The 16,498-nt window shown below is 57.4% G+C and carries 13 protein-coding genes; 11 read left to right on the top strand and 2 right to left on the bottom strand.

Annotated features, from left to right (window positions below):
• Window positions 1-13: 13 nt before the first annotated feature.
• From GCE01_RS00535 to GCE01_RS00550, 4 genes are all read left to right on the top strand, one after another.
• Entirely contained in the window at window positions 14-601 is a 588-nt protein-coding gene (locus GCE01_RS00535; RefSeq protein WP_046899564.1) for a CarD family transcriptional regulator, read from the top strand.
• A gap of 157 nt (window positions 602-758) precedes the next feature.
• Window positions 759-1,559 carry an SDR family NAD(P)-dependent oxidoreductase gene (locus GCE01_RS00540; RefSeq protein ID WP_099210232.1) on the top strand — a complete coding sequence of 267 codons (801 nt, stop codon included), beginning with the start codon at window positions 759-761 and terminating at the stop codon, window positions 1,557-1,559.
• 3 nt (window positions 1,560-1,562) lie between these two features.
• Window positions 1,563-1,943, top strand: a complete 381-nt coding sequence (locus tag GCE01_RS00545) for a response regulator (RefSeq protein ID WP_099210234.1) — start codon at window positions 1,563-1,565, stop codon at window positions 1,941-1,943.
• Between the two features lie 4 nt (window positions 1,944-1,947).
• The gene (locus GCE01_RS00550; RefSeq protein WP_099210236.1) at window positions 1,948-3,525 is read left to right on the top strand and encodes a tetratricopeptide repeat protein; all 1,578 of its coding nucleotides are present in this window, start codon (window positions 1,948-1,950) and stop codon (window positions 3,523-3,525) included.
• On the opposite strand, the gene GCE01_RS00555 is transcribed toward GCE01_RS00550, so the two are convergent.
• Together GCE01_RS00555 and GCE01_RS00560 are read right to left on the bottom strand one after the other, a co-directional pair.
• Entirely contained in the window at window positions 3,519-7,658 is a 4,140-nt protein-coding gene (locus GCE01_RS00555) for a translocation/assembly module TamB domain-containing protein (RefSeq protein WP_099210238.1), read from the bottom strand. The genes GCE01_RS00550 and GCE01_RS00555 overlap by 7 nt on opposite strands.
• Window positions 7,658-9,769, bottom strand: coding sequence for an autotransporter assembly complex protein TamA (locus GCE01_RS00560; protein WP_099210240.1), 2,112 nt, complete (start codon window positions 9,767-9,769; stop codon window positions 7,658-7,660). Before GCE01_RS00560 ends, GCE01_RS00555 begins: the two co-directional genes overlap by 1 nt.
• A 215-nt stretch (window positions 9,770-9,984) precedes the next feature.
• Between GCE01_RS00560 and GCE01_RS00565 the strand changes: the two genes are divergently transcribed.
• From GCE01_RS00565 to GCE01_RS00595, 7 genes are all read left to right on the top strand, one after another.
• A complete protein-coding gene (locus tag GCE01_RS00565) occupies window positions 9,985-10,941 on the top strand; it encodes a lysophospholipid acyltransferase family protein (protein ID WP_099210242.1) in 957 nt (318 codons plus the stop codon).
• 241 nt (window positions 10,942-11,182) lie between these two features.
• Complete coding sequence (gene miaB / locus GCE01_RS00570; protein WP_099210244.1) at window positions 11,183-12,592, top strand: tRNA (N6-isopentenyl adenosine(37)-C2)-methylthiotransferase MiaB; 1,410 nt, start codon at window positions 11,183-11,185, stop codon at window positions 12,590-12,592.
• On the top strand, window positions 12,586-13,770 hold the full coding sequence (locus GCE01_RS00575) for a PhoH family protein (protein WP_046899571.1): 1,185 nt from the start codon (window positions 12,586-12,588) through the stop codon (window positions 13,768-13,770). Before miaB ends, GCE01_RS00575 begins: the two co-directional genes overlap by 7 nt.
• Entirely contained in the window at window positions 13,739-14,227 is a 489-nt protein-coding gene (gene ybeY / locus GCE01_RS00580; RefSeq protein WP_064274062.1) for an rRNA maturation RNase YbeY, read from the top strand. The genes GCE01_RS00575 and ybeY overlap by 32 nt, the downstream gene beginning before the upstream one ends.
• On the top strand, window positions 14,224-15,162 hold the full coding sequence (locus GCE01_RS00585) for a hemolysin family protein (RefSeq protein ID WP_099210247.1): 939 nt from the start codon (window positions 14,224-14,226) through the stop codon (window positions 15,160-15,162). The genes ybeY and GCE01_RS00585 overlap by 4 nt, the downstream gene beginning before the upstream one ends.
• A 58-nt stretch (window positions 15,163-15,220) precedes the next feature.
• Entirely contained in the window at window positions 15,221-15,850 is a 630-nt protein-coding gene (locus GCE01_RS00590; RefSeq protein ID WP_086634075.1) for a thioredoxin domain-containing protein, read from the top strand.
• Window positions 15,851-16,489: a thioredoxin domain-containing protein gene (locus GCE01_RS00595; protein WP_052750010.1), complete on the top strand. Its 639-nt coding sequence runs from the start codon at window positions 15,851-15,853 to the stop codon at window positions 16,487-16,489.
• Window positions 16,490-16,498 lie beyond the last annotated feature (9 nt).

Genomic DNA, 16,498 nt, shown 5'->3' on the forward strand with positions numbered 1-16,498 from the left:
ATCATCCGTGGCTATGAACACCTTCAAGACCCCCCCGAAGGGCGGCATGACCGACGAAATGGCTCGTGCCGCAGCCAAGTACACCGCCCGTCAAACCGACCCTGAACACGGCACTGACCCGTTCAGCGAAGGTGACTCCATCGTCTATGCCGCACATGGCGTAGGCCGCGTGGAAAAGATTGGTATGGTCGAAGTGGCCGATACCATGATCGAGATGATCCAGATCTCGTTCCCCGGCAATCAGATGATGCTCCGCATTCCGCTTGCGAAGGCCCGTAAGGCTGGTCTCCGCAAGATCGTGACGCGGGATATCGTGGACAAGGCGATGACGGTCATCAAGGGCAAGCCGCATGTCAGCAAAGGCATGTGGGCCCGTCGCGCTGTCGCCTATCAGGAAAAGATCAACTCCGGTGATCTGATCCAGATTGCTGAAGTTCTTCGTGACCTGCGTCGTAACGTCGACAGCCTTGATGGCAGCTTCTCCGAGCGTAAGCTTTTCGAAGCTGCACAGGAGCGCTTTGTTGCGGAAGTTGCCGTTCTCGAAAATACGGACCCTGCAACGGTCCTCGAGAGCCTGACCAAGACCATGAAGGCCGCCTGAGCCTTCCAGAATTCTGTGATGTTTTCGCGTAATTACGAAAACATCACAGTTTGAAAAGCATCCTTCAGGCCGTTTCCGCGTTGGCGACACGGAAGGCCGCTCCCGGATGCCCTATCCCATCTTTAAATCACTGACGTTCAAGGAGAGGTGAGGACCTATGCCCGCCCCTTACAGCAATCGTTTCGCCGGCAAGAAAGTACTCGTTACGGGTGCGTCCCAAGGTATTGGTGAGGCAACAGCCTTACGCTTTGCAGAAGAAGGCGCTCAGGTTGCGCTGAATGGCCGCAAGGAAGACAAGCTGATTGCTGTCCGCGACAAGCTTCCAAAGGTTGCTGGCGGCGAACACCCGATCGCCACGGGTGACATCTCCAAGGAAGAAGACGTCCGCCGCCTGATGCGCGAAAGCATTGAGGCCATGGGTGGACTGGATGTTCTGGTCTGCAACGCAGGCTACCAGATCGCGTCCCCGTCCGAAGACATCAAGCTGGAAGACTTTGAAGGCGTGATGGCCGTCAATGTGACGGGCGTGATGCTACCCTGCCGCGAGGCCATCAAGTACTGGCTCGAAAACGGCATCCAGGGCGCGATCATCGTGAATTCCTCTGTGCACCAGATCATCCCGAAGCCTCATTATCTCGGTTATTCCGCCTCCAAGGGCGCCGTGGGCAACATCGTCCGCACGCTGGCTCTGGAATATGCAAGCCGTGGCATCCGCGTAAATGCTGTTGCGCCTGGCGCAATCGTGACGCCGATCAACATGTCCTGGATCAACGATCCAGAGCAGTACAAGAACGTTGCTGACCACATTCCGATGAAGCGCCCGGGTGAAGGACGTGAGATCGCGGATGCCGTCACATTCCTGGCCGCCGAAGACAGCACCTACATCACGGGTCAAACCCTCTTTGTTGATGGCGGCCTGACGTTGTATGGTGACTTTGAAAAGAACTGGTCCTCGTAATTTATGACATCTTCCCTCACTGTTCTCATCATTGAAGATGATTTTCTGATCCGGACCTGTCTTGTGGAGTTTCTGCAAGACAGTGGGATTACAGTGAGGGAAGCCAGTAACTGCGCGGAAGCCATTGCCTGTATTTCCGCTGAACGCAGCCTTGATGCTCTCGTGGCAGATATGTCTCTTCCTGATGGCGACGGCATGAGCCTTAGCCATCAGGCCAGAGAAAAATGGCCTGATCTCCCCGTGATTTACATTAGTGGTCATGGGGACCTTCGGCGGGATGAAGCCTCTGACAATCCGGCTCTGGCCCGCTTTATCTCCAAGCCTTATTCGCTTGCAGCCATTCTGAAAGCACTTCGGGAGATGGCTGAACCTGTTTCAGGATAACACTGTGACGGCTAGCCAAAGTACTTCTACGACGGACGGTGAGGCCCTCACCCGCGCTGAAAACGCCATACAGGCAGGCAATCCGAAACAGGCACTGGACATTCTGGGACCACTCCCCCCGAGTGACGCCGTTCATCTGGCGAAGGGACGTGCTTTTTTCCGTTCCGCTCAGTATGCGCAGGCTGCGATAGAACTTGAAGCCGCGAGCAAGCCTTTCGGCGGCCATGCCATCACTGCCCTCATTGAAGAAGCAGCTTCCCTCCGGCGCCGGGCTGATCTGCTCTTGCTTATCAAGGAGTGCCGTCGCCTCTCCCCGCAAGACACACGTCTTCTGGATGCCTACGGCACAATTCTGATGCATATGGGGCGCTTCGATGAAGCCGATGTCGCCTTCCGCGAGAGCCTGCAAAGACGCCCTAACGATAAAAATACCCTTAATCTTCTCGTCATGAACCTGACGGAACAGGGCCGGTTTGACGAAGCGTTATCCATTATGGATGACCTGCGCCGCCAGCATCCGGAAGATTGGAAGATCGGCTGCAATACAGCTGCAATCCTGAACAACATCGGCAGGCTGGAAGAGTCAGCTAACGTCTATCGAGAGACCATTCCGCTCGCTCCATACGAACCAGCGCTGCGACTGAACCATTCCATTGCCATGCTCAAGAGCGGTCGAATGGCGCAAGGATGGACAGAACATGAATGGCGCTTTGGCGTCCCCGGGCACACCAACCTGCCCAAAGACACCCTCCTGCCCAATATTTCACCGACTCTCAATCTTCAGGGCAAGCGCGTGCTCGTCACGCAAGAGGAAGGATTGGGTGATACGTTGATGTATCTTCGGTACATCCCCGCACTGGCACGAACAGGCGCAGTTGTGCACATCTGGGGATCTTCAACACTGGCAGATCTGTGCCGTCGCGTTGAAGGGGTAGCCGTTGTTCAGCATGGCGGCGAGGCCCCTGCTTTTGACTATCACTGCCCCTTCATCAGTCTTCCCCGCGCATTCTCGGCCACACCTGACGCCATGGGCGCTCCCGTGCCTTATCTGACGGCTGACCCTGGCAAGGCGTCTCAGTGGAAGAAATCCCTGAAGGCGGATCGCAAACTACGTGTTGGTCTGGTCTGGGCCGGTGGCGCACGCCCGGAAAACACTGGCGCGCAGATGGTGGACCGTCAGCGATCAATGCCTCTTGCAGCGCTAGCACTCCTCGCGGATGTAGAAGGCGTTACGTTCTACTCCCTGCAGAAAGATGACGCAGCGCTTCAATGCCTGGATTTCCCGGCCCCGCTGGTGGACTTCATGCCCCAGTGTCTGGATATGGACGACACAGCTGCTCTGGTGTCGTGCCTTGATCTGATCATCTCCGTGGATACGTCCATGGTTCATCTGGCTGGAGCGTTAGGCAAACCGGTCATCATGATGGACCGCTTCAACAATTGCTGGCGTTGGCTCCACGAGCGCGAAGACAGTCCGTGGTATCCACAGATGCGGATCGTCCGCCAGACCCGTTTCCGGGAGTGGTCGGACGTCGTGACCCGCGTGAAGGTTCTTCTGGAAGATGCCGTTCAGGCTCAGTAATCAAATCCGTAAGACAGACCCACACTTGAGCCGGGATCGTTCTCTGGGGTGGTAAAGCCTGTCACCTGGCCGCCCGTCCCGACTGTCGTATTGAGCTTCAGCCGCTTGGTCAGATCAATCTGGACCTGAGCCTGCGTACCGGAGCCAGAGGTGGCCTGTTTTGCGCCGACATACACGCCCTTCATAACGTATTTGCCCGCTTCAACGCTGGTCCCACCATTATCAACGCCACCACCGCCACCAACAGCCAGTCGGTCCAGACCAAGGGCATTCCGCACCTTCCCAAGTGGATCGAATGATGACCCGCCAGCAAGCTGTGCGACGGCGGCAGCAAGCTCTGCAAGCTGCGTCGTGGAAAGTGAATGGGCATCCGTTCCAAACAGCAGAATGGCCATGACTTCATCGCGAGGCTGAGTTGGTACAGACGAGAAGTCAATTTTCGGCGCACTGGCATAACCCGTGACAAGAAGGCTCGCGAGCGTTCCCTTGGCATTACGGTCCGCGCGGAAATCCAGTGTCGGGTCCAGCTTGTGATTGACGCCTGTTCCATTGAACGCGACGCGACCATGTGTGAAGTTCAAATTAATTCCGGCCAGATTGAAGTTGCCCCGCTTGAGATCGAAACCGCCTGTAATGGACGGGGCGCTACTCGTGCCGCGCACATGCAAGCGGCCCTGCATTTCCGCATCCAGGCCATGCCCCTGGACCACAAACTGTCCCGGCGAAATTACATCAATCCCCAGTCCGATGATGAGGCTGCTGGTATTGTCAGGCGCTTTCTGCCCCGGCCGGACTACGTCAAGCTGCGCGACCGATGCTGGCATCGAGTTCGGAATATTGACCGTCACGCTTGGCAGGACAATCTTCCCATCCACATCCACACGCGTTGTGGCCTGACCGTGGATGTGCAGGTCCGTGTTGATGACGGCTGTTACAAGATCACTTGAGACAGGGCGAGCCTTGTCGGAAATAACCTTGATGTCCACCGGCAGACCGGGACGGAAAATTCCAACCGTTCCATCAAGTGCGATCGTTCCCGGCCCCGCGTGAGCCAGAATATGCTCCAGCGTGAGGCTATCGCCCGAAGCGACAACGGCACCATTGATGTCTGTCAGACGAACGCCCTGTGCATAGTGGTCAAATGAAACGTTCTGGAGCTCTACACGCCCCGTCGCCCGTGGCTGGCTGGCCGTCCCGGCGACGTTCAGATTGATGCCAACCTGCCCTTTCGTCGCCATTCCACTCGCACCGAGCACGCCATTGGCAACAGAAAGATCGACATGACCTGTTGTCGCCAGTGCAATTGCTCCCTCCTTGGAAAGAGGCGCTGTTCCCCGAACAGCCAAGGCAACTTTCGGCCCCGCTCCAAGCGTCACATCAACTTTGGCCGTCTTTCCGGCCAGACCGATATTGGCCAGAATTTCAGCTGCTGGCAGTGATGCTGCGGGGCCTGTCTGCATTTTCAAGCCATGCGCCGTCAGCGCGACAGTCCCGGTAGGAGCGTCAATCGTTCCCGCCAGATTGGCCTTCGCAGAAATGACACCACTTGCAGCAAGTTCGGGGGCAAAGGGTTTGGCTATGGCGGGGGTCAGTCGGTCAACTGTCGCTGTCAGAGCCAGACGAGGTTTGATGGACCCGGCAATATCAATCGTTGCAGGCGCAACACCCTGCGGAGCCAGTGTCGCCCGCAGATGATCGACCCCCATGATATCTCCGAAAGAGACATTCGCAGGGCCACCCAGCCGGATATACTCTTCCTTGGCCATGGCCGTCAGACGGTCCACGCGCACCGTCTTTTTGGGCAGGTTGAGCAGAACCGCCGCATCCACGTTGGCCGGAGAACCCATGACGTTCTGAAAGGCACCATTCAGGGTCACCGCCATGGCGGACTGAGGACCTTTGACTGTGGCATGAGCCTTGCCGGTGATGTCCTGAGAGCGGACACCCGTTAAATCCAGCGCCAGATCTGGAGCGGGATCGTCAATCGGGTTGGAAATCGTTCCTTTTAGATTGAGAGCCTGCACACTCGCCTGAGCCATGGCGAGTGCACCGTCCAGTCCCAGCTTGACCTGCGGTGGCGCGCCCTGCGGTTCAGTCGTATGGATGGCCAGCGCCAGATGACCTTTGATGGCCTGCCCAATCAGTCGCTGGAAATCCGAAAGATTTTTTATGCTGACGTCCAGATCACCCAGCGGCACTTTCGCGCCATTCTGGAGGCGGAGTTTCCCCTGCCCCGTCAGGCTGTTCCAGCTCAACTTGTTCAGATCGAGATGGAAAGCACCGTCATCCGTTTTCTGAACAGCCGTATCCAGCGCCAGCGGGGCATGATCCAGTGTTCCATGTGCAGTCAATGTACCTTGCGGCCGGCCGGGCAAATGCTGGAAATCAGCATCCAGCGCGACGGGGCCCTTGGCGACATCCTTGGTGCCGAACTCACCCTCAAGCCCTGCTTTGACAGCCAGATCATCGGTAGGGCCATCTGCCGTTGCCGTCAGGGTCATGTTGCCCAGAAGTGCTGGGCTGGCCTGCCGCAGATCAGGAAGAGCAACCGTTGCTTTGGTTTGCATCGTGTTGCCATGCGCCAGATCAACAACGGCAGACACCAGAAGATGAAGCGCCTGACCGTCCAGACCAAAACTCTTCACCGTCAGAACATTGGCGGGTGACTTGCTGAGCTGAAGCGCCAGATGACCATCCTTGCCAATCAGATGGAGAGCCTGTGGCTGGCCGCCCGTAACAGAGATCGTGCCTGAGCTCTCAAGTGTCAGATCATCATGATCGGTCACTGGCATGGCGAAATCAGCCGCAAGGGCCGCGCTACCACTCAGATCCGTACTTCCGATCGCAGCAAGAGGATGCAGATCTGGCAGCGCCAGTGTCACATGGCCTTTGGCCGCCGGCTTCACCTCAACATTGGCTGCGACGTGCATCAAAGGATGGTCAATCCTGGCGACAACCGGAAGTGTCGCTGCCAGAGGATGAGCCGTCACATCCAGTGTCAGAGGCGCCGAAGCCAGAAGTGTTGGCTGGCTTCCCGGAATCCGCAGGCCATCCAGAGCGGCTTGCAAATGTGCAACGGTATCTTCTGGCTTTGCGGCTTCCGTGCCATCGAACGTCGCGTGCAGATGGCCGATGGATGCGCCGCCAGCAGTCAGAGCATCAATATCCAGAAGCCCCTGTCCGGCAGGAGCCTTGAGCGGACCGTGTAGATCCGTGTTCAGGGCAATCGCATTCCAGCCAATGCCAGGCTTCAATGTCATCGCAGGGGCATTTGCCTTGACGTGCAGGTTTGCGATGTTGGTGTAGAGATTGATCTGCCCTGTTGAAGATGCCGTGATCGGTCCAGCACTCAGGCCGAAATCAAGGGCCGCCGCCGTGCGGGGGCCTACAAGGTTCAGATGCATGTCCACAGGGTCAAGCTGCGGAAGCTGTCCGAGTGTGGTTGCAAAGCCGTTGACACCTTCCTTGAAGGTAACGGCGAGAGCCAAACGATCTTTCGGCGTCTGGGCTGAAAGCGTAAGTTCCCCGGCCGCATCCAGACGGGCCAGTTGCAGGGCAATGTCCATCTTGGGAAGTGTCTGCATCGTCACGCCATTCAGGAATGGCGCGATAGACGCAATATGAGCGTGACCGTTCAGGCTGAATAGCGTTGCCTTGCCAGTGAAATCAGGACCAATTTCGATCTGACTGACTTTCAGGACATCCAGATCAACCTGAATATTCAGCTTTGATGGGCTGGAACTGGCTTGGGTTTCAGTCGTCTCTGCCGTTGTGTCAGAAATTGGTTTGCGCAGAAGAGCGAGGCGGTCAGCGCTCAGAGCCTTGACGTGCGCATCCATGCCCACAAGGGACAGAGGCGACCAGCGCAGTTCAAAGTTATCCAGTTCGAGCCAGACGCCCTTGCTGTCCTTCACTGCAAGTCGCGCCAGCTTCAGATGCTGAGGAAGCGCACCGGACAGACCGGAGATCTGCACCATTCCACCCGTGAGTGGACTAACCTTCTGTTCAATCAGGCGTTGGCCCGGGCCGATGTTGATCCCGACAAGAACGACAACCAGCGCCAGAACAACCAGCCCGAGCGGAACGCCAATGACGAGAGAGACGATCCAGAGAATAATCCTGCGGGCGCGCATCAGAACGTCTCTCCAAGACCAATATACAGTTCCCATTTGTCGCCGTAGGCCGGTCTGTTCATCGGCAGCGCGACATCGACACGAATTGGCCCGATAGGAGTGAAATAGCGCACCCCTCCGCCATAACCCACGCGAAGTGTTCCCTGTCCAGGGCGGGAACCTGTGCCGACCTGTCCGGCGTCCACGAACCCTGCCAGACCGAGGTTCATGGGCAGTCTCTGCCTGAACTCAACTGTCCCAGCATCCAGAGAGGTGCCACCGATCGCATATTTCGTGTGACCATATTGCGGGCCTACACCCTGATATCGGAAGCCACGTACTGTCGCCGGTCCACCCGCATAGAGCCGTTGATCTGGCGGGATCTGATACGTCGAAGCGCCCTGCACAGACCCAACAGTTCCACGAACTGCGATAACGCTCTTGCCCGGCTTCGTCAGGCCGATCTTGGCCAGATCGAAATAAGTGGAGACCTGCGCGGACAGTAGTGTGAAGAACGATGTTCCGTTCTCCAGCGACACAGAAGGTGTGGCAGACAGAGAGGCCCGAACACCATGTGTGGCCGGATCAATCGGATTTTCCAGCTGGGTGCTATCGTAGGCCGCACTGAGAGGCGCCGATACGATGAAGTAACTCCGCGTGTCTCCGAACTGCTGGATCTGCTCCTGCATGCCCATCAGGCCGCCGGACACATACCAGAACTTGCCGAGACGACGTCCGATGCCACCACGGATGAGGAAGGCGGTCTGATGATAGGAGTACAGAAGCTGACGAATAGCTTCGACACGCAGACTCAGGTTTTGGTTCTTATGCAGGAAGTCCGGTTTGCTGAAGTCCGCATAAACGTCATAGCCCAGCCCCTGCTGCGCTGATCCTCCAAGACCCGTAATAAGCGCTGTGAGCTTGAGCTGCTCTGCATTGCCCAGCAGATTATGGTGCGTCCAGGTTGCACCGGCACGCCCACCCAGATCAGTCGAGTACCCGGCCTGCACCGCAACAGTGCGTCTTTTTGCTTCCTTGAAGCTGAAATTGACCGGCATGGCCTGAAGAACGCCCGGCATAAGCGTCTGGCTTGCGGGAAGTGTGATGATGGGCGGTGCGTTATGCACCTGAACGGAAGAGAACACGCCGACTGCTGCCAGATCCTGACGGGCGGCTTCAATCTTGGAGGGCTGGTAAAGCTGCCCTTCCCGGATCGTCAGACGCCGCCGCAGAAAGGACTGATGCACACGCTTGAGGTCATCCATCCCGATTGGACCGATGACAACCTTCGGCCCTTTCCCGACACGGAAAACAATATCAAGGGTCTCATCATGCGGCTGGAGATAGGCCAGCGGCGTAGAAACATCCGCGACGGCGTAACCCTCTTCCTGCAACTGGGTCAGCAGGTTGCCTTGGGCAGCCAGAACGTCTGAAGCAATCGCTGGCTGGCCTGCCTTGAGCTTAAAGGCCTTCTGTTCATCAGATGTAAGCTCGACCGGCACTCCCTGCCCCGCGGCCTGCCCGGAGGTATCAACCGCTCCCATTTTGTCGGCAGTCTGAGCTTTACTCGAGACCGGCGCCGCACTTCCTTTGGGGGATGGCGCTGTTTTCGGAGCGCCCGAAACGTCTGGTTGAGGTTCTGCTTTCGGTGGCGGTGTCGTCAGGATAATTTTCCCAAGGCGGAACTGGTTCCCCTTGGTGACGGAAATCGTGATGGTGACTTTGGCGTCTTTGGGAAGCGTGTTCAGCACGTCCGGCACGGCCGGATCACGTCCGTCTAACTCTCGTGTTCCCGCCTTGATAAGAATTGTAACCGTCCCGGCATAATACCCCTGAGACTGCAGTGCCGTGTCCACACGGTCATAATCTGACCTGATACGGCCAGCGAGAGCATAGGGCCCGACGGCATGCGTATTCTGAAGCGATTGCAGCTGGGAGGACGCATTTACAGCGGCATCAAGATCAGCATTTTTTGTTGGCTGTATCGTGACCTTGTAGGGAACTGCCTGTTCAGCAGTTTCGCCGGCGACAGGCGCCGTATCTGCCTTGGCCCTGGGCGCATGGCAGCAGACTGCCATTGCCCCAATGGCAAGAGAAAGGGAAACAGCAGATGAGCGACCGCGTGACTTCACCGGAGGTCCTGATAATCCGTTTTGAGAAATGATCGACCCCGAAGAGGCCGAACCACGAAAAGCGAACCGATCGGATGTGGCCGCATACCCTTGTGGCAGTACCCCACGACGCACTGTCAAGTCCATGACAGAAAGACCTTTCGGGGCAGGTATACAATGTTCGTAAGACAAACGAGATTGTCTCCAGCGCCTGAAATCCTTATCACTCAGCACCCATGCCCCATCCTGATGCTCAGCCACCACTCGGCCGCCGTCGCCATAACCGACCGATCATTGACGAAAGTGTCAATTTTCCGGCCGAACAGGCAACGACCCAGTTCTCTGCTTTCAGCCGCACTGTCTGCGTGGCAAGGCTTGCAGCTGTTCTGATCTGGGCATTCTGGGTCTCTATCATCCAGTTCGTACTCATTCGCCTTCCTGGCTCCGGTAAGATTCGGGTGCCTCGGATCTTCTGGCGCATGATCAGCCGTATTCTCGGCTTGCAGATCCGCATCGTGGGCACGAGAGCCGGAAAAATCCTGAACGCCAAGGACGTCCAGCGCGGAGAACGTCCTATCATTTATGTCGCGAACCATTGTTCGTGGCTGGATATCCCTGTTGTTGGCGGCACTCTTCACACTGTCTTTGTTGCGAAAGGTGAAGTTGGCTCCTGGCCACTGATCGGCACCATCTCGCGGCTGGGCAGAACAATATTTGTAAGCCGCAACAGGCAGAATACTGGCAAAGAGCTACAGGAAATGACCGAACATCTCTGGAATGGAGATGACATCGTTCTGTTCCCTGAAGGAACATCGACGGACGGTTCCCGTGTTCTGCCCTTTCTGTCCTCGTTCTTTGCTGTCGCAAAGCCTGGACGGCTTGATCAGGCTGGCATGCCAAAGCCTCCACCAACGCTCGTCCAGCCTGTGTCTATCGTTTATGATCGTCTGGAAGGGCTGCCAGTTGGCCGCAGTCGCCGATCCGTTTTCTCCTGGTACGGAGACATGGATCTGACGCCTCACCTGTGGTCTTTCTGCCAATGGCGCTCGATGCGGGCCACAATTCTGCTCCATCCACCACTAGACCCGGAAAATTTCCGTTCCCGGAAAGAGCTGGCAAACGCCACATTCAAGGCCGTCAGCGAGGGCGCGGCAAAGCTCAGACAGGGACTTGTTCCTGACGACCAGAACTGAGCCCGAGTTATCTTTGGACCAACCCAAGGTTTGTCTTGACTTGCAGGCGAGCGCCGCGTCACTTTCAGTTTCATTGATGGGAGCAATTCAGCGTCCATCCGGAGATGGTGATGCCGCTTCAGGCCAGTCTGAGATGCCGGTCCAGTCTCATGTTTGACCTTTCCTCTGTCAGGGTGGGCTTGACCCCGCTGCCCGCAGCCCTGATGTGTGTGCCTGATATTGCAAGCCCCGGATTGAAACCTTGACCACCGAGACTTCCGCCTCCGCGCCCGCCCCTGCCGAACGTGCCCGTCATGGCCTGCATGTCATTACATGGGGCTGTCAGATGAACGTCTATGACAGCGCGCGCATGGCCGATGTCCTGCGGCCATTAGGATATGGCCCTGTCGACACGCCTGAGGCTGCTGACATGGTGATTCTCAACACTTGTCACATCCGCGAACGGGCTACGGAAAAGGTTTTCTCCGAGCTTGGACGGCTGCGCAAAATTCGTGAAGAACGCATTGAGAATGGTCAGGATCGCAGCATCATTGCTGTCGCTGGATGTGTGGCACAGGCCGAAGGAGAAGAAATCCTTCGCCGTGCGCCGTACGTCGATCTGGTGCTTGGGCCTCAGACGTACCATCGCCTTCCGGAAATGGTGGCTCGGGCCGCACGCGCTGGTGGCGCTGTCATCGAAACAGACTTCCCGGCCGAACAGAAGTTTGACTTCCTGCCCGCCGAAGCTGCGCCGCAATCTTCAGGCAATCTCACAGCCTTTCTGACCATTCAGGAAGGCTGTGACAAATTTTGCTCCTTCTGCGTCGTTCCTTACACGCGAGGCGCGGAAACCAGCCGCCCCGTTGCATCGGTCATGGCAGAAGCCCGCCGGATGGTTGCTGCAGGCGTCCGGGAAATCACCCTGCTGGGCCAGAACGTCAACGCCTATCACGGCGACAACGGCCAGGGCGGAAGCGCAACACTGGCTGAGCTGGCTGCCGAGCTGGGCCAGTTGGATGGGCTGGATCGCATTCGGTACATGACTTCACACCCACGCGATGTGGACCAGAGCCTCATTGACGCGCACCGTGATAACCGTGCCCTGATGCCGTTCCTCCATCTGCCGGTTCAAAGTGGTTCGGACCGCATCCTGAAAGCCATGAACCGTGGCCACACGGCGGATGAATATCGCGAGAGTGTCCGTCGGCTGAGGGAAGCTCGTCCGGATTTGGCACTGTCTTCTGATTTTATCGTGGGGCATCCCGGTGAGACAGAAGAAGACTTTGAAGCGACAATGCAGCTTGTCCGCGATATCGGCTTCGCCATGGCCTACAGCTTCACATATTCCCCCCGTCCCGGCACTCCCGCTGCTGGCCAGCCTTTTCAGGTGGCCGAAGAAATAAAAACCCGTCGTCTGGCAGAGCTTCAGGCCCTTCTGCGTGAACAGCAGGATGCGTTCAATGCAGACATGGTCGGCACGGTTCAGGATATTCTCATTACGGGGAAAGGCCGCAAGCCAGGACAGCTCTCTGGCCGGTCTCCGTATCTCCAGCCCGTTCATTTCGAAGGGCCGGACCATTTGATTGGCACCATCGCCAAGGTCGCCATCACCACTCGCATGACCAACTCACTTGGTGGAACCCTCATCCGGGAGACAGCCTCCGCTTGCTGACAACACCCCCGACGCGCTCCGTCGCCGCCCCTGGTGGTACCGAAGGCAATCGCACCGTCGCATTGCGCTTCAATGACAATATTCTCCTTCAGAGACTTCTGGGAGATCATGACAGACACCTCGTCCAGCTTGAGGAGGGGTTCAATGTCAGGCTTTCATGCCGCGGCAACAAAATCGCTATTTCAGGCGAAACGGATGCCGTAGGCCGCGCTCAGGCGGCTATCGTCGCGCTGTACAATCAGCTCGAACAGGGCGGCACTATCGACAGCTCGCAGGTTGATGGTGTGATCCGAATGACTGCGCTGCCTACACGGCATCACGAACGCCAACGCGCTGCTGTTCCCCCGGCCCCACCCTCCAGGCAGCAACAGCCTCGTCGCGAAGCAGGTCAGCACAAACCTGCCCCTCAAAATTTCCAGACCTCTCCGACGTCTGCTCCTCTGACCGATCTTCCGGCCATTCGCACCAAGCGCGGCGTGATTGCTCCGCGGTCTCATGGGCAGGCCGCATATATGGAAATGTTGGGCCGGACTGATCTGGTTTTCGGAATTGGCCCTGCCGGAACCGGCAAAACATATCTGGCAGTTGCTCAGGGCGTTGCCATGCTTCTTGCCGGACAGGTGGACCGGATCATTCTTTCCCGCCCGGCTGTTGAAGCAGGCGAGCGTCTGGGCTTCCTGCCCGGCGATATGCGGGAAAAAATCGACCCCTATCTTCGCCCGCTTTACGATGCCCTGAATGACATGATGCCGGGTGACCAGGTCGTACGACGGATGGGCACGGGCGAGATCGAAGTTGCTCCGCTGGCTTTCATGCGGGGCAGAACGCTCGCCCATTCTTTCGTCATTCTGGATGAAGCCCAGAACACGACCCCAGCCCAGATGAAGATGTTCCTGACCCGCATGGGTGAAGGCACACGCATGGCTGTTACAGGTGACCTTAGTCAGATTGATCTGCCCAACGGGGTATCATCTGGGCTAAGGGAAGCCGTCGAGACCCTGGAAGGTATCAAGGGAATCGGCATCACTCGCTTTACATCCGTTGATGTGGTGCGCCATCCGCTGGTCGCCCGTATCGTCGATGCCTATGAACAGAAAGCGCCTGCCCCCCTGGATAATTTCCGGGATCGGCCGCGCCGGGATAACAATGGAACCTCCAAGTCGTCACGCCGGTACTGACATCATCATCGAGGACGCCAGATGGCGCTCCTCGGTCTCTGATACAGAGCGCACGATCCATCGTGCGCTTACCGCCGTCGCCCGTCAGGGTGGCCCGGATTTCAGCCGGTCTCCTGCTCCGTCGATTCTTCTCTCGACAGATCGGATCGTAAAGCGGCTCAATGCCCGCTTCCGCAACAAGAACAAACCCACGAACGTTCTGACGTTCGAGCCGGTCTCTCCCCTTCACGGCGGAGATATCATTCTGGGTTACGAGACAGTCCGGAAAGAAGCGGATGCTGCCCATCGCAGCATGCGCGCTCATCTGTCCCATCTCGTGGTTCATGGGGCCCTGCATCTTGCAGGATACGATCATTATCTTCCCGGCGAAGCCCGGGACATGGAAGGGGTTGAAACCCGCACGATGCGCCAACTTGGTTTTGGCGATCCATGGCGACAGGCAGGAAGACGGGCATGAGCGAAGACATTAATGACCGTTCAGACGACGGTAGAAAGAATTCCCGCGGATTGTTCGGACTGTTTGGCCGCCGCAACCGTGATCAGGGTTTGCGCGAGTCCATCGCTACACTTGTCCACGAAGCCGCCCAGCCTTTCGAAGAGACGGGAGATGAGCCGGAACTGGACAGGCAGGAACGTGCCCTCATCATGAATGTCCTGCGCCTGCGAGACATCACGGCGGATGACGTGATGATCCCACGCGCAGATATCATTGCCATGTCAGAGAGCATCTCCTTCAACGATGCCCTGGATCACATGCGTCGGGAAAACCATTCCCGTATGCCGGTCTATCGCGGCCAGCTCGACGATATCGCCGGCATGATCCATGTGAAGGATCTGGTGGCGTATGTTGATGACCCTGAGGCGTTCGACATCCGCCCGCTTCTTCGTCAGCCTCTGATGATTGCCCCGACCATTCCGGTGCTTGATCTGCTGCTACAGATGCGTCAGCGCCGGATGCACATGGCCCTTGTCATTGACGAATACGGCAGCATCGACGGCCTCGTCACGATCGAAGATCTGATCGAGACGATTGTGGGTGATATCTCGGACGAACACGACGACCCTGTCACGACCCCGTGGGTAGAACGCGCGGATGGGTCTTTCGATATTGATGCCCGTCTGCCCGTCCGCCAGCTTGAGGAACGGCTGGGGGCTGTTCTCACGGATGCTGAGCGCGAAGCCGAGATCGAGACGGTTGGTGGACTTGTCTTCCGCCTGGCAGAGCATGTGCCAGCAAAAGACGAAGTTCTGACCCATGAGAGCGGGCTGGAATTCCGCGTTCTGGATGCGGATGCGCGCCATATTCGAGCCTTGCGAATGCGGGTACCGGAAGGCTGGGAAAAGAAGCCCCTGCCCGATACGGGACAGCAGGACGACGAACGCGGGTCTTGACGTCTGAGCCAGATCAGCGTTGTGAGTAGGACATCTTGTCCGTAGTGGAGCCTTGTCCATGACCCTTGGCCGTCGTGCATTTCTCGTTGCCGGGCCTGCCCTTGCGGCAGTTGCGTCATTTTCTTCCGCGCATGCAGAAGAAAATGGACTTCCCTCGACTGATCCCCGGATGGGTCCGCGCGTTCTGGGATCGCCAGATGCCAAGGTTCAGGTCGATGAGTGGTTTTCGCTCACCTGTTCTCACTGTGCTCACTTCGCACAGACCATCTTTCCTCAGATCAAGACCAACCTGATCGATACCGGAAAAATCCGGTATCGCTATCATGACTTCCCCTTGGATCAGGTCGCACTTCTGGCCGCAATGCTAGCCCGGTCTCTTCCTGCAGATCGCTACGCCCCTTTTGTGGACGATCTCCTGCGGACACAGGATCAGTGGGCATTTGCTCAAAACATCGATCCCATACAGGAACTGAAAAAGCGCGCTGTCCTTGCTGGCATCTCAGCGGCTGAATTCGACAAGATCAATGCCGATAATGCCCTGCGTGAAGCCATTGTGAACCGTCAGGACCGCGATGGTGCTTTTCTTCAGATCCAGGGTACTCCTTATTTCCGCATCAATGACGTTCCGGCACCGGATGTCGTCTCCAGCTATGATGCGTTCGCCAAAGCAGTTGCAAAGGCTTCCTGAATGACCCGTCCCATGATTTCCCGCCGTTTCATCCTGTCCGCAGCACCAGCGCTGGCCGTTGCTGGTACGGCAGCCCGTGCAGCAGATGCGCCGCCGGCCCTGCCTGCCAATGACCCGCGCATGGGACCGCGCATCATTGGCAATCCGAATGCCAAGGTGCTGGTGCAAGAATGGTTTTCCCTGACATGCACGCATTGCGCCCATTTCGGAACGGAAGAATTCCCGAAGATCAAGGAACAGCTCATTGATACCGGGAAGATCCGCTATCAGTTCCATGATTTCTGCGGAGACCGCGTCGGCCTGACCGCCGCCATGGTGGCCCGTTCCCTGCCAGAAGACCGTTACGTGCCTTTCATTGGCGCGTTGCTTTCCAGCCAGATGCAGTGGGCCTTCGCTTCGGGTGGCGACCCGATGCAAAGGCTTCAGCAGATGTCGGCTCTGGCAGGCGTCTCTGCTGCCCAGTTCAAGAGCATCAGCGAAGACACGGCGTTCATGCAGGCCATGTTCAATCAGGTGCAGAAGGATGCGGACACCTATAGCATCCAGGGCACGCCGTATTTCCGCTTCAACAACACGCACTACGATCAGGACCCGGAAACCTACGAGAAGTTTGCCGATCTGGTTTCCAAGGCGTCCTGACCTCTTTCA

It is taken from the genome of Gluconobacter cerinus (assembly GCF_002723935.1).
In the GTDB taxonomy this organism is placed as follows: domain Bacteria; phylum Pseudomonadota; class Alphaproteobacteria; order Acetobacterales; family Acetobacteraceae; genus Gluconobacter; species Gluconobacter cerinus.

Bases quoted from the DNA above. Each gene is read 5' to 3' on its own strand.
- GCE01_RS00595 (WP_052750010.1), top strand. From the start codon at position 15,851: ATGACCCGTCCCATGATTTCCCGCCGTTTCATCCTGTCCGCAGCACCA.
- ybeY (WP_064274062.1), top strand. From the start codon at position 13,739: ATGGAACCTCCAAGTCGTCACGCCGGTACTGACATCATCATCGAGGAC.
- GCE01_RS00565 (WP_099210242.1), top strand. From the start codon at position 9,985: ATGCCCCATCCTGATGCTCAGCCACCACTCGGCCGCCGTCGCCATAAC.
- GCE01_RS00545 (WP_099210234.1), top strand. From the start codon at position 1,563: ATGACATCTTCCCTCACTGTTCTCATCATTGAAGATGATTTTCTGATC.
- GCE01_RS00555 (WP_099210238.1), bottom strand. From the start codon at position 7,658: ATGCGCGCCCGCAGGATTATTCTCTGGATCGTCTCTCTCGTCATTGGC.
- GCE01_RS00535 (WP_046899564.1), top strand. From the start codon at position 14: ATGAACACCTTCAAGACCCCCCCGAAGGGCGGCATGACCGACGAAATG.
- GCE01_RS00590 (WP_086634075.1), top strand. From the start codon at position 15,221: ATGACCCTTGGCCGTCGTGCATTTCTCGTTGCCGGGCCTGCCCTTGCG.
- GCE01_RS00585 (WP_099210247.1), top strand. From the start codon at position 14,224: ATGAGCGAAGACATTAATGACCGTTCAGACGACGGTAGAAAGAATTCC.
- GCE01_RS00540 (WP_099210232.1), top strand. From the start codon at position 759: ATGCCCGCCCCTTACAGCAATCGTTTCGCCGGCAAGAAAGTACTCGTT.